General features: G+C 62.7%; 12 protein-coding genes. 5 read left to right on the top strand and 7 right to left on the bottom strand.

Annotated features, from left to right (window positions below):
* Nucleotides 1-4: 4 nt before the first annotated feature.
* Nucleotides 5-1,840: a monovalent cation:proton antiporter-2 (CPA2) family protein gene (locus NKI17_RS21125; protein ID WP_352754780.1), complete on the bottom strand. Its 1,836-nt coding sequence runs from the start codon at nt 1,838-1,840 to the stop codon at nt 5-7.
* A 229-nt stretch (nt 1,841-2,069) separates the two neighbouring features.
* Here NKI17_RS21125 and NKI17_RS21120 point away from each other — a divergent pair, with 229 nt between their 5' ends.
* On the top strand, nt 2,070-2,336 hold the full coding sequence (locus NKI17_RS21120) for a hypothetical protein (protein WP_352906767.1): 267 nt from the start codon (nt 2,070-2,072) through the stop codon (nt 2,334-2,336).
* A 63-nt stretch (nt 2,337-2,399) separates the two neighbouring features.
* Here the strand turns inward: NKI17_RS21120 and NKI17_RS21115 are convergent, their stop codons facing one another.
* From NKI17_RS21115 to NKI17_RS21100, 4 genes are all read right to left on the bottom strand, one after another.
* Complete coding sequence (locus NKI17_RS21115; protein WP_352697724.1) at nt 2,400-2,954, bottom strand: hypothetical protein; 555 nt, start codon at nt 2,952-2,954, stop codon at nt 2,400-2,402.
* Between the two features lie 87 nt (nt 2,955-3,041).
* Entirely contained in the window at nt 3,042-4,136 is a 1,095-nt protein-coding gene (locus NKI17_RS21110; protein WP_352448741.1) for a YcjF family protein, read from the bottom strand.
* The gene (locus tag NKI17_RS21105; protein ID WP_352697722.1) at nt 4,133-5,611 is read right to left on the bottom strand and encodes a YcjX family GTP-binding protein; all 1,479 of its coding nucleotides are present in this window, start codon (nt 5,609-5,611) and stop codon (nt 4,133-4,135) included. The genes NKI17_RS21110 and NKI17_RS21105 overlap by 4 nt, the downstream gene beginning before the upstream one ends.
* A 62-nt stretch (nt 5,612-5,673) precedes the next feature.
* Nucleotides 5,674-6,177 carry a SixA phosphatase family protein gene (locus NKI17_RS21100; RefSeq protein ID WP_352574988.1) on the bottom strand — a complete coding sequence of 168 codons (504 nt, stop codon included), beginning with the start codon at nt 6,175-6,177 and terminating at the stop codon, nt 5,674-5,676.
* Between the two features lie 260 nt (nt 6,178-6,437).
* Here NKI17_RS21100 and dksA point away from each other — a divergent pair, with 260 nt between their 5' ends.
* Nucleotides 6,438-6,854, top strand: coding sequence for an RNA polymerase-binding protein DksA (dksA, locus tag NKI17_RS21095; protein ID WP_023674847.1), 417 nt, complete (start codon nt 6,438-6,440; stop codon nt 6,852-6,854).
* 83 nt (nt 6,855-6,937) lie between these two features.
* On the opposite strand, the gene NKI17_RS21090 is transcribed toward dksA, so the two are convergent.
* Nucleotides 6,938-7,690 (bottom strand): hypothetical protein, encoded by a 753-nt coding sequence (locus NKI17_RS21090; RefSeq protein ID WP_352754776.1) that lies wholly within the window; start codon nt 7,688-7,690, stop codon nt 6,938-6,940.
* A 203-nt stretch (nt 7,691-7,893) separates the two neighbouring features.
* Between NKI17_RS21090 and cckA the strand changes: the two genes are divergently transcribed.
* Nucleotides 7,894-10,467, top strand: a complete 2,574-nt coding sequence (cckA, locus tag NKI17_RS21085) for a cell cycle histidine kinase CckA (protein WP_352906766.1) — start codon at nt 7,894-7,896, stop codon at nt 10,465-10,467.
* Between the two features lie 83 nt (nt 10,468-10,550).
* Nucleotides 10,551-11,261, top strand: a complete 711-nt coding sequence (locus tag NKI17_RS21080; protein WP_352448746.1) for a purine-nucleoside phosphorylase — start codon at nt 10,551-10,553, stop codon at nt 11,259-11,261.
* A gap of 45 nt (nt 11,262-11,306) precedes the next feature.
* Here the strand turns inward: NKI17_RS21080 and NKI17_RS21075 are convergent, their stop codons facing one another.
* Nucleotides 11,307-11,702 (bottom strand): hypothetical protein, encoded by a 396-nt coding sequence (locus tag NKI17_RS21075; protein WP_352455693.1) that lies wholly within the window; start codon nt 11,700-11,702, stop codon nt 11,307-11,309.
* A 301-nt stretch (nt 11,703-12,003) separates the two neighbouring features.
* Here NKI17_RS21075 and urtA point away from each other — a divergent pair, with 301 nt between their 5' ends.
* On the top strand, nt 12,004-13,314 hold the full coding sequence (gene urtA / locus NKI17_RS21070) for an urea ABC transporter substrate-binding protein (protein WP_352906765.1): 1,311 nt from the start codon (nt 12,004-12,006) through the stop codon (nt 13,312-13,314).
* Nucleotides 13,315-13,331: the final 17 nt, after the last annotated feature.

Raw genomic sequence — 13,331 nt, 5'->3', positions numbered from 1 at the left:
ACGTTTAATCGGCCGGTTCGGATTTCTGCAGCACGCCGGCGGTCTCCTCGTTGAGCGCCTGGCCCACGCGCCGTGGCGTGCTGAGCGGCGTCGGGATGGGGGTGCCGATATTGCCTTTGAGGAAGCGCCGACCGGCGCGGATGCCTTCTGCCTGTTGAAGTTCGAAACGGGCAGCATCGCGGCGGCGGACGTCCTCGACTACCTCGGCGACCTCTTCCGGATCGACGCCGAGAGCTTCCAGTGTCGAGCCGCCGAAGACAAGCGCCGATTCGAACGTCTCGCGGAGCTGATAGTCGACGCCGGCACGAATGAGCTGCAACGCCGTGCCGCGGTCGAAAGCCCGCGCCAGCACCGTCAGCAACGGAAACTCCGCCTTGATGAGCTCGGCGATGCGCACGGCGGCATCGGGCTTGTCAACGCAGATCAGCACGGCGCGTGCGCGCCCGGCTCCCGCGGCACGCAGGATGTCCAGCCGCGTGCCGTCGCCGTAATAGACCTTGAAGCCGAAATCGGCCGCTGCCTGGATCATCTCGACCTCATTGTCGATGATCGAGACGTCGATGCCGCGCAACAAAAGCGGCTGGCTGGCGATCTGGCCGAACCGGCCAAAGCCGATGATCAGCACGCTGCCGGTCAGGCCGTTGGCGACATCGACGCCTTCAAGCGACTGCTCGTCGCGCGGCGTCAGATACCGCAGGGCTATGATTGCCAACGGCGTCAGCACCATGGAAATGATGACGATGGCGGTTAGCATCGCATTGGCCTGGCTATCGATGATCCCGACTGCCGCTGCTGCGGAATAGAGGACGAAGGCGAATTCGCCGCCTTGCGCCATGAAGACCGCGCGCTCGAGCCCTTCCCGGTGGCCGGTTTTGAGAATGCGGGCGACGATATAGATGCCGATCGCCTTCATCATCATGTAGGCGACGACATAGATGGCAATGAGCTGCCAGTTGACGACGACCACATGCAGGTCGAGCGACATGCCGACGGCGAGGAAGAACAGTCCGAGCAGAATGCCGCGGAACGGTTCGATGTCGGCCTCCAGCTGGTGGCGGAAGGTCGATTCCGACAAAAGCACGCCGGCCAGGAAGGCGCCCATCGCCATCGACAGGCCGGAAAGCTGCATGGCGAGCGCCGATCCGAGAACGACCAGAAGGGCGGCTGCGGTCATCACCTCGCGGGCGCGCGCATCCGCCAGGATACGGAAGAACGGATTGAGCAGATAGCGTCCTGCAAGCACCAGCCCGACGATCGCGGCAAGGCCGATGCCGACCTCCGTCAACCGATCCGACAGGCTCATATCGGCGCCGCCCGGCGCGAGGAAGGCGATCAGCGCCAGCAGCGGCACGATGGCCAGGTCTTCCAAAAGCAGGACCGAAACGATGCGCTGGCCCTTGGGCGTGGCCAGTTCGCCGCGTTCTTCCAGCAATTGCATGACGATGGCCGTCGAGGTGAGCACGAAACCGGCGCCGGCGACGAAGGATTGCGCGATAGGAAAACCTCCCGCCAGCCCGACGCCGGTCAGCAGGACCGCGCAGACGCCGACCTGCAGCGCGCCAAGCCCGAAAATCTCGCGGCGCATGCCCCATAGCCGTGACGGCTGCATCTCCAGCCCGATGATGAACAGAAACATGACGACGCCGAGTTCGGCGACATGAAGAATGGCTTCCGATTCGGAAAAGATGCGCAGCCCGAACGGACCGATCACGACGCCGGCCGTCAAATAGCCGAGGATGGAGCCAAGTCCGATGCGCCTGAAGATCGGCACCGCAACGACGCCGGCGGCGAGCAGCGCCACCACCTGGATCAGATCGCCGTTCGATGCCTCTGCCGCCATGCCTGCCGTTCCGCTCTCTTGCAACAAGCGGCCAAGATAGGGGCTTCGGGGCGGATCGAACAGTGCGAATCCGGCGTGTTGTGAAGGCGATATTGCAGGCGCACTGAACAGGATAATGGGCTCCCGCGCGTTGCTTGTTCCAGCAATCCGGCGCTAAGGACGCCCGGCTTCGGCCAGTGAAGGGCGAGCGACGATCAAGTCGCGGCCCTTTTTTGAGGAGATGACTGACATGAAGAAGTTCTTGCTGCTTGCCGTTGGCATCGCGGCACTTGCCAGTTCTGCCTGTTCGAAGGCGCCGGAGTGCACGACCGAGATGCTGACCAAGAAGGCCCAGGACATGACTGCGGCACTTCAGGCTGCGATTACCAAGAATCCGGCCAAGGCAGCCGACCTCGGGGCCAAGGTCCAGGCGGTCACAACCAAATATCAGAGCGGCACGACAGCGGCTGAGGCCTGCAAGGCCTATGACGAAGTGATTGCCGCGATCAAGGACTGAGCGCCCATTTGCAAATCAAAAGAGGGCGGCGCCGTTTGGCCGCCGCCCTTCTCACGCTGAAAGTCAGTTCGGAGTTATGGAGCCGACCTCGACTGCATCGATCCGCTTCAGCTTCATGCCGATGACCGGGACCAGCTGCTGGTCGACGCGCACGGCAACGGTCACCGTCATTGAATTGTCGTCGGGGACAAGCGCCTGCATAACGCCGCGCAACTGATTGCGATTGATGGTGAAAACCACCTTGTGCGCATCGACGACATTGCCGCCGATAATGTCGAGGCCGGAGCCGGCGGCCCCGCCCATAAAGCTGCCCTTGTAGCCCTGCCGGCCCTTGTGTTCGATCGTTGCCGACATCTGCTGAGTGAACATACCGACCCGGCAGCCGCCGTCGAGCGACATGCCGACCTTGCCGTCAGGCGTCGAGCCGATGAAGCTGCAGGTGAATTTCGTGCCTTTGTATTTGCCGGCAACGATTTCTCCGGGGCCGACCCATTTGCCTTCGACCGATCGAAAGAACTGCTTGTCCGGTTCCGCCGCCGAAGCGTTTCCGGCAATGCCGACGGTTGCGACAAGCGCGAGCGCCACGGGCAGCCCGCTGGACAGAATAACGCTTTTCATCGACGACACCCGGCAACAAAGAGACTGGTTTGGACGCTTCCGACCATGGACAAGATTGGTTAATGCTTTGTCACCCCAAGGCAATAGTCACGTTCCGGAAGCGGATGTTTCTTTTTCTTTCTTTGCTGCAAAGGAGGTCAGCGCGGAGAGGAAATCGCCCAATCCGGGCCGCCTGACCGCGTAAAAGGGCAGGGGCCTTGCGGTTTCCATCGCTGCAATGCCGATGCGCGCAGTCATCATGCCGTTGACGACGCCTTCGCCGAGCTTGGCCGAGAGCCGGGCGGCAAGGCCGTGGCCGACGATCTGCTGGACGAAACTGTCGCCGACGGCGATCGACCCGGTGACCGCGAGATGGGCCAGAACGCTGCGCGCCAGGCGAAAAAAGCCAAGCGTGCCGGGGCGGCCGCCATAAAGCTCCGACAGCCGGCGAATCAACCGGCCGGCTTCGAACACGACATAAGCGACGTCGACCAGCGCGCGGGGGCTGACCGCGGTCACCAGCGAGACGCGCTTCGCCGCTTCGAGGATCATCACCCTGGCGCGGGCATCGAGCGGGCCGAGTATCTCGGTCTCGGCCAGCCGCACCAGATTGCCGCCGTCAATGATCTCGCCGCGCAATTCGGCCAGCGAGCGCCTGCCGGCCGCGGTTTCAGGCTTGGCCGAGACAAAGACCGACAACTCGTCGACCACGGCGCGGGCGGCCTTCGGATCGTCACGGGCAATCGCATCGAGCGCCCGCTTCTGCAACTTTTCGACCTCGGCAAGGCGGGCAATCGCCATGAATTCGCGCACCAGGATGATCAGAAGCGCCAGGATGGCGATCGCGGCCATAGCGGCAGCCAGCCAGCCCAGCCACTCGGCGCGCTCGAACAGGTCGCGAATCAGCTGGTCGGTCCAGAGGCCGACGGCGAGCGAAACCAGAACGCCCAGCGCGCCGAAGAACAGGCTGCCAAGCGGCGAACGTTTTCGCGGCGCAATCGCCGGCGGCGGTTCGGCAGCGACGATATCAGGCTCGTCGAAGACGTCGATCTCCGCCGGTGTGACCACGGCAAGATCCGCCGTCACGGTACGCGGCTTTCGCGCCGGCGCGGCCTCGGACGCAGCATGGTGAGCCGTCGAATCTTCCTTCTGCTGGGGCTCCGGCTCTATGCGAAAGGCCGCCGGTCTGCGGGGCGCACTCATGCGAGATGATCTCCGATCAGGAACTGCAGCGCGCGGTCGAGCCTGATATGCGGCAGCGACAGCGTCACACCCTCGGCGGTGCGCTCGAGTTTCGGCGGGCGAAAGCGCACGAAGCGGATCGCGGGGTCGTCATTGTTCTGCCGGCGGGTCGATTCGGAAACGTCGAACACCGCATCAACTTTCTCCGGCAAGTCACCGGGAAATATGGCTGTTTCGGTCTTTCCGTCAAAGGTTTCGCCATCGATTTTTTCGCCGCGCAATGGCGTGCCGATAATGACCGGCAAAGTCTCGCGGCCCTGCTTGACCGTGCCTTCCCGGGTCGCGCGCATGGCAGCCATAGCGACGACGTCGACGTCGGCGCCGGTGAAATTCGCCCGCGCCACGGCTCGGTCGGCTAGCCGCCGCACGATCGCCTGCAGCCGGTCGTGGCTTTCGTGGTGCAGATGGTCGGCCTTGGTCGCGGCCACCAATATGCGGTCGATACGCCTCGAAAACAGGTCGGTCAGGAAGTTGCCCCGGCCGGGCCGGAAACAGGACAGGATTTCGGTGACCGCGCGCTCCAGATCGGCCATCGCACCGGGGCCGGCATTCAATGCCTGCAATGCGTCGATGAGCACGATCTGGCGGTCGAGACGCGTGATGTGTTCGCGAAAGAACGGTTTGACGACATGCGTCTTGTAAGCCTCGTAGCGCCGCTCCATCATAGCCTGCAGCGATCCCGAGCGGGCGCGCCGGCCGCCCAGATTCGGCAGCGGCGCGAAGGTGAGAGCGGGCGAGCCTTCAAGATCGCCGGGCATCAGGAAGCGGCCGGGCGGCAAGGTCGAAAGCGCCCGCTCGTCGAGTTTGCAGGCCTTGAGATAGGCCGCGAAGCTCTCAGCGAGACGGCGCGCCGTCATCTCGTCGGCCTCGGCGTTGGGGTCGACCGGATTGGAGAGCGCCCGCCATTCCCGCGAAAGGTCGACACGCACCGGCAACACGGCCATCTCGAAGGCCTCACGCGAAAAATCGGCGTAGGACTTGCCGAGCAGCGGCAGGTCGAGCAGCCATTCGCCGGGATAATCGACGATGTCGACCGACAATTTGCCGGCGGAAAACATGCGGCTCCAGCCAGAGGCCGATTCGTATTCGATGGTGAGCCTCAGTTCGGAAATCGCACGCGTCGAATCCGGCCAGACGCGATCGTCGACAAGAGCCGCGATGTGATCCTCGTACTGGAAGCGTGGTACCGCGTCGTCCGGCTGCTCTTCGAGAAAAGCCCGGGCGATGCGCCCCGATTTTTGTGCCTCAAACAGCGGCAAGCGTCCGCCATGGACCAGATTGTGCACAAGGGCCGAGATGAACACCGTCTTGCCGGCGCGGGACAGCCCGGTCACGCCAAGACGCAGTGACGGAGCGAAAAGCCCGGCAGCGCGGCCTGACAACGTATCCAAGGCAATCTTCGCCTCGTCGGTAAAAGTCGTCAGCGATGATGCCAAATCTGTTCTCGCGGGCCGGTCAGGATCCGATATAGGCTTTGATGCGCGGCTTTGAAATGGCCTCAGATATCGGCAGGTGTCAGGAAGGCTTCGAGATAGCCGGTGCCTGGCGCAGCCTCGGCAAGTCTGCCGTTGAACCGGACCACCGCAAGTGCGGAGGTCGGGAAGCCGTGGTTCAGCATGGCCCGCGCGGTCTCGTTGCCGTCGCCTGAGAGCGCCATGGCGAGATCCTCGATCATCGGATTGTGGCCGATGACGAGCAAGGCATCCAGCCCGCCATTCTGCCGGATGGCAGTGAGGTACGCGGCGGCATCGTCGCTGTAGAAGGTGTCACAGAACAGCACCCGGCCCGTGTCCGTATGGCCAGCCAAGCTTTCCAGCGTCTGGCGGGCGCGCTTGGCGCTTGAGCAAAGGGTGCGGGCCGGTGCGTATTTGCGGGAACGCATCAGCACGCCCATCGCTTCGGCATCGGCGAAGCCGGATGGATCGAGCGGGCGGTCGAAGTCAGCCACGCCAGGCAGCGCCCAGCCGGCCTTCGCATGCCTCAGCAGGTAAAGTCTGGTCACCGGATCCCCGTTGTGCCGGGCACCGAACCCGTCAGCACGCCGCAGGATTTGCCATCAGAAGAGCTCCGTGCGCAATGGCAAGCGCCCCTCAAGCATAGCGAATCATGTACGGATTCGGTCGTATTCTTCGCAAAAAGGGCATCGCAGATGCTGATTTGTCCGAGACTAACAATTGCGTGAAACTGTCGTCGATTGACCTTGTGCAGCTTTCGGTCCGCGAATATATAGGCGCCAAATTTGGGGTTTGTTGGGTGAGTCGAATGAACGACATCGTTACCGCCGATTACGTACCCTCCGAAGACGAGCCGTTCATGAACGAGCGGCAGAAATCCTACTTTCGCATGAAGCTCGTCACCTGGAAGAACGACATCTTGCGCGAAGCGCGCGAAACTCTCGAAATCCTGCAGCAGGAAAACGCCAACCACCCCGACCTCGCCGATCGCGCCTCCTCCGAAACCGACCGCGCCATCGAACTTCGCGCCCGCGATCGCCAGCGAAAACTCATCTCCAAGATCGATTCGGCCCTCCAGCGCCTTGACGAAGGCACTTACGGCTATTGCGAGGAGACGGGCGAGCCGATCGCGCTGAAGCGGCTCGACGCGCGCCCGATCGCCACCTTGTCGATCGAGGCACAGGAGCGCCATGAGCGGCGCGAGAAGGTCTACCGCGACGACTGAGTCGCCGGGAAAAACAGCGGCATCAGTAAAGCGTTCACAATGGCCGGTTTTCCGGCCATTTTCATTGGCCGTTCGCTATCGGCCTATCTTTTCTGATTGGACAACTCGCCGAGGAGCTTCGTCATCTCGTCGTCGAGAGAGGGCGATGCCTTCGCCACCGGCTTGCTCGGCGTTTGGCTGAAGCGTGGCTCGTCGAGGGAAACCTCCAGCTCCTTCATCAGCGCATCGTCAATCGACTCGTGCTGTGCAGGCGGCTCGTATCTTGCCGGGGAGTCCTGTCTTGCCGGCGGCTGCGCATGCCGCGAGGCATTGGCGTTGACGGATCCATAACTTGGCAACGGTGTGACGTTCGATGCCGGTTTCGGCGCCGGCGCCGGCATTGTTGCCGGCATCGTCGCCGTCTGGCGGGCTCGGACAGGGGTCGCGGTTACGCTTGCCGGCTGCGGTGGCGCTTGCCTCACCGGCGCGGCGGTGGTCGAAGCAGACCTTGCTGCCGGCTGGTGGCCGTTGTCTCCGGTCAATGCCGGGCGCCGCAGCGCCGAGAGCCTGATGTCGCGCTCGACGACGACGTCGGTCGGACCACCGATCAAGAGCAGGTGCTCGATATCGTCACGGCGCACCAGCACCAGCCGCCGGTGACTGTCGACCGCTGTGGCATCCATGACAGCCAGCCGCGTCTTGCGGTTCCTGCCGCCGGCGACGAATGTCCCGAACGTCAGGCTGCGGACCAGCCTGATGATAAGAAGAATGATGAGCAGAAGGACAAGTACTGCAAACGTCCATAGGATTGCTGCGGCATAACCAGGACCCGCCACGCCATCCAGCCATTGCAGCATTGGTTCCCCCAAAATCAGCTTTCGAAGAGAGGCGACACTAGACTGTTGCGGCAGGGCACCGCAAGTTGCCTTTCACGCTTCGTGAACAGCTTGAAACGCCGGGAGCCGAACGGCGTCATTTTTAGCGGACATCTGCAGCCGGGCCTTTTCCCAACCCTGAGAATATGATTCAACCGACACCGGAATTCACGAGCAGGGGGCACATGGCCAAGGAAGCGCGCGGCGATTTCTATCCGGTACCTATCGTCGACCAGAACACGCGGCCGGGAGCGGTCACCCGGCTCATCGTCTTCATCGTCGTCTTGACTGGGGCAGCGATCGTCTTCGGCCTTTTCCGCGAGCGCCTTGGCGATCCATTCCTGCTCGGCATGCTTGGCGTGCTGGCGATGATCGGCGTCGGCTTTCTATTCGCCACTGCGATCGGCTTCGTGCATATCACGCCGCGCTCGACAAGCGACGAACTGTCGAAAGCTTTCGTCGATTCGATGTCGCAAGGTCTCCTGGTCACCGACACCAAAGGCCGTATCATCTACGCCAACCGGACCTATGCCGATATGACGGGTGCCGAGTCGGCCGCCGACCTCAAGACCGTCGAAGGTTTGCTTTCAGACGTTCCCGAGGCCTCGGTGACCATATACCGGCTGGCGTCAGGCCTGCGGGACGGCCAGCCGGGCGACGGCGAGTTTCGGCTCGCGCAGTCCATTCGGCCAGGCGCCGAACCGGGCGCGCGCTGGTACCGCGTTCGAGCCCGCGCCTTCAGCGTTCCCGGCCAACGGCTGCCCATGCTTGCCTGGCAGCTTGCCGATATCTCGCGGGAACGGGCCGAGCAGGAGCGGTTCTTTCTCGACCTGCAAAAGGCCATCGATCACCTCGACCATGCGCCGGCCGGGTTCTTTTCCGCCGACCAGGAAGGCCGCGTCACCTATATCAACGCGACCCTTGCCGAGTGGCTTGGCATCGATCTGGCCAGCTTCACTCCCGGCGCCATCACGCTGCCGGAGATCGTCGCCGGCGACGGCATGGCGCTGGTCCGTTCGGTCAGGGCCGACGCTGGTACCACGCGCAATGCCGTTATCGACCTCGATCTGACGACGATGACCGGCGAGGCGCTGCCGGTGCGCTTCATGCATCGTGTCTCGGCCAGCCGAGAGGGGCTCAACGGCCCGACTCGCACCATCGTGCTCAACCGGACGCAAGGCGAGGACGCTTCGGCCGACCTCCGCGCATCGGAAATACGCTTCACGCGGTTCTTCAACTCGACGCCGATGGCGATAGCCGGCGTCGACCATGCCGGCCGCATCCTGCGCACCAATGCGCCGTTCCTGTCGCTGTTTTCCTCGGTCGTCGACCGCGACGCGGTCGATCGGCGTGTGCGGCTGGATACGGTGATCCACGAGCGCGACCGGCCGGCTTTCGCCGCGGCCTTTGAAAAGGCACGCCAGCAACAGGCTGACATCGAGCCGATCGATACGGTGCTGCCCGGCAATGAGGAGCGCCACATACGCTTCTACGTCAACGCGGTCGCAGACGGTACCGGTGGCGAGGGCGCCGAGGAATCGGCCATCGTCTATGCCGTGGAGACCACTGAGCAAAAGGCCCTCGAGGGCCAGATGGCGCAGAGCCAGAAGATGCAGGCGGTCGGCCAACTCGCCGGCGGCATCGCGCATGATTTCAACAATGTGCTGACCGCCATCATCATGGCCTCGGACCTGCTGTTGACCAACCACCGGCCGTCCGATCCGTCATTCCCGGACATCATGAACATCAAGCAGAATGCCAACCGGGCGGCCTCGCTGGTGCGGCAGTTGCTGGCCTTCTCGCGCAAGCAGACGCTGCGGCCGGAGGTGCTCAACCTGACCGACGTGCTCGCCGATCTCAGGATGCTGCTTGCCCGGCTGGTCGGCAACGACATCAAGCTCAAGATCGACCATGGCCGCGACCTGTGGCCGGTCAGGGTCGATATCGGGCAGTTCGAGCAAGTGGTGGTCAATCTGGCGGTCAATGCGCGCGATGCGATGCCGGCCGGCGGCGACCTCACCGTACGCACCCGCAACGTCAGCGCCGGGGAATGCAAGACCTTTTCCTATCGCGAACTTACACCGGCCGACTATGTGCTGGTCGAGGTCGAGGACAGCGGCAGCGGCATCGCGCCTGATGTGCTGAAAAAGATCTTCGAGCCCTTCTTCACGACAAAGGAGGTTGGCAAGGGAACTGGCCTCGGCCTGTCCATGGTCTATGGCATCATCAAGCAGACAGGCGGCTTCATCTTCTGCGATTCCGAAGTCGGCAAGGGATCCGTGTTCCGCATCTTCCTGCCGCGGCACATTGCGGAGGCAAGGAAGGCGGGCGAGGCTGGAGAAGTGCCGGCCGCCCCTGCCAAGATCGCCGACTCAGCCAAGGATCTGTCGGGCTCGGCCACTGTGCTGCTGGTCGAGGACGAGGACGCCGTGCGCATGGGCGGCATGCGGGCGCTGAAATCGCGCGGCTACACCGTCCACGAGGCGTCGTCGGGCGTCGAGGCGCTTGAAGTCTACGAAGCGCTCGGCGGCAAGGTCGACGTCGTGGTGTCGGACGTGGTGATGCCGGAAATGGATGGCCCGACGCTGCTTGGCGAATTGCGCAAACGGCAGCCCGACATCAAGTTTATCTTCGTGTCCGGCTATGCCGAAGACGCGTTCGCCAAGAACTTGCCGGCCGACGCGCATTTCGGCTTCTTGCCGAAGCCGTTTTCGCTCAAGCAATTGGCCACGATCGTAAAGGACATGCTGGAATCCTGACCCTTCCAACGCTCCGCTTGCGCAATGTCGTGAGACTGCCATGATTGCAGGCGAAACGGGCGACGGGTTTTGGAAAGCATGCCGTGACGCCACACAACGAGGCTAGCAAAGGCGACTACGCAAGCACGGTGCTGCTGCCGGGCGACCCGCAGCGCGCTGAATGGATGGCGGAGACCTTTCTGGAAGCGCCGCGCTGCGTCAACCGCCGCCGCGGCGCGCTCGGCTTTACCGGGTTGTTTCGCGGCAAGCCTGTCAGCGTCCAGTCCACCGGCATCGGCGTCCCGTCATTCCTGGTCTACGTGCACGAGCTGCTGGATTTCTACGGTGCGAAAACGTTGATCCGCACCGGCACCTGCGGCGGCCTGACCGCTGAGGTGGTGCTGCGCAGCCTGGTGATCGCGCAATCGGTGCGTGGCGAAAATGCGGAGAGCGGCCAGGTTTTTGGGCTCTATCGTGCCGATGCCGGCCCCGATCCGGCATTGTTGGCCCAGGCGTTGGCCCGGGCTGCGGAACTCGGCATCGACCATCGGGCCGGGCTGACCATCTGCAGCGACATTTTTTATCATCCGCTGGGGCGCGAACGCTTTGCCGAAGCACAGGCACAGGGGGCGCTCGCCGTGGATATGGAAACCAGCGCACTCTACCGCATTGCGGCCGATTTCGGCGCCCGGGCGCTGTCGATCCTGACCGTCGTCGACAATGTGGCAACCGGCGAGCAGACCGACTATTCCGAACGCCAGGGCCTTTTCACCGATATGACCCGGCTGGCGCTCGACATGGCGGCGGAGAGCTAGGCGGCTTCTACTTCGGAGTACGGAACCTCGCCAGGTTCCGTACTTTCAACGCTTCGTGCAGGTCGAGGCGGTAAAGGCGCCGTCTGGCTGCTTCATGATGATGTCGAAGGACGGGGTGGTTCCGCTTTCCAGCGTCGCCTGCGTAAGCGAGATCGAGTTGCCGCCACTGGTGTAGCCGCCCAGCGGACCCAGCCAGGTGATCACGCCGTCTGCATCCATCTGGTAATTGTAGCTTTGCGGCGCGATGCCGAAGCTCACCGGACCGCTATAGACGTTTCCCTTGATGGTGATGTCGCCGAGGCTGAGGAACATGCCAAGCAGATAGACTTCGCAATGATAGGAGCCGTCCGGCAGCTTGCCGTCGCTGAAGCCGGCGCGCGCTACGGTCGTCGCCGCCAACAGAAGAATGGCGGTGAAAATGCAAGAAGCTCTGAAGGCCATGGAGGTCCCCCGTTAAGGGTTCGAACTTGCCTCATTTCGCTCCGGCGCTGCAATCCTCGCCAGCGCTCATATGATGCTGCTCAAAATTCGGGCATTGGCCTGTATATGAGTAAAACTTAGGCTGATACGAGTGATCTTTTCTCATCTAAAACCTGGCAGGCGAGGTTCATCTCCCGCGGCTAATACATTAACCGACTGACAGGGCTGGGAAATCTCAAACCCTCCGATCTTTCGCCGGTGATTGGCACAGCCGTTGCATGGTCTGTTCCGATGCAGTTAACCAGCTTGGGAGTTTAAAAGTATGAGGGGCAGTTTCTCGACAATAACAAAAATGTTTTCGGCCGGCGTGGTCACCGCCGGCCTGCTGATGAGCGTTCCCGCCAAGGCGGCCGACGACACCATCAAGGTCGGCATCCTCCATTCGCTGTCGGGAACCATGGCGATCTCGGAGACGACGCTGAAGGACGCCATGCTGATGCTCATCGAAGAGCAGAATGCCAAGGGTGGCCTGCTCGGCAAGAAGCTCGAGGCGGTGGTCGTCGATCCGGCTTCCAACTGGCCGCTATTCGCCGAAAAGGCGCGCGAGCTGATCTCGAAGGACAAGGTCGCGGCGGTGTTCGGCTGCTGGACCTCGGTGTCGCGCAAATCGGTGCTGCCGGTGTTCAGCGAACTCGACAACATCCTGTTCTACCCCGTCCAGTACGAAGGCGAGGAGAGCGAGCGCAACGTGTTCTACACCGGTGCGGCGCCGAACCAGCAAGCCATTCCCGCGGTCGACTATCTGATGAGCGAGGACGGCGGTTCGGCGAAGCGCTGGGTTCTCGAAGGCACCGACTACGTCTACCCGCGCACCACCAACAAAATCCTCGAGGCCTATCTGAAGGCCAAGGGCGTCGCTGCGGAAGACATCATGGTCAACTACACGCCGTTCGGCTTCTCCGACTGGCAGACCGAAGTCTCGGCGATCAAGAAATTCGGTTCGGCCGGCAAGAAGACCGCCGTCGTCTCGACCGTCAACGGTGACGCCAATGTGCCGTTCTACAAGGAACTCGGCAACCAGGGCATCAAGGCCGAGGATATTCCGGTCATGGCCTTCTCGGTTGGTGAGGAAGAGCTTGCCGGTCTCGACACCGCGCCGCTGGTCGGCCATCTCGCCGCCTGGAACTATTTCGAGAGCGTCGACACACCCGAGAACGCGAAGTTCATCGCCGACTGGCACAAATTCATCAAGAACGACAAGCGCACCACCAACGACCCGATGGAAGCCCATTATATCGGCTTCAACATGTGGGTGAAGGCGGTCGAGAAGGCCGGCACCACCGATCCGGACAAGGTCATCGACGCCATGGTCGGCGTCTCGGTGCCGAACCTGACCGGCGGTTATTCGACGATGATGCCGAACCATCACATCACCAAGCCGGTGCTGATCGGCGAAATCCAGGCCGACGGCCAGTTCGAAACCGTCTCGCAGACGCCCGGCCTGGTGATGGGCGACGAGTGGTCCGACTATCTGCCTGACTCCAAGGACCTGATCTCCGATTGGCGCGCGCCTCTGTCCTGCGGCAACTTCAACGTTGCCACCGGCAAATGCGGCGGCAAGGGAACCAACTGATCCTCCCGGTCTGTCCT

This window comes from Mesorhizobium sp. M0816 (assembly GCF_040320005.1).
Lineage (GTDB): Bacteria > Pseudomonadota > Alphaproteobacteria > Rhizobiales > Rhizobiaceae > Mesorhizobium.
Note: the sequence above shows the minus strand (reverse complement) of the source record. Positions and strands in the feature narration are given on the sequence as shown.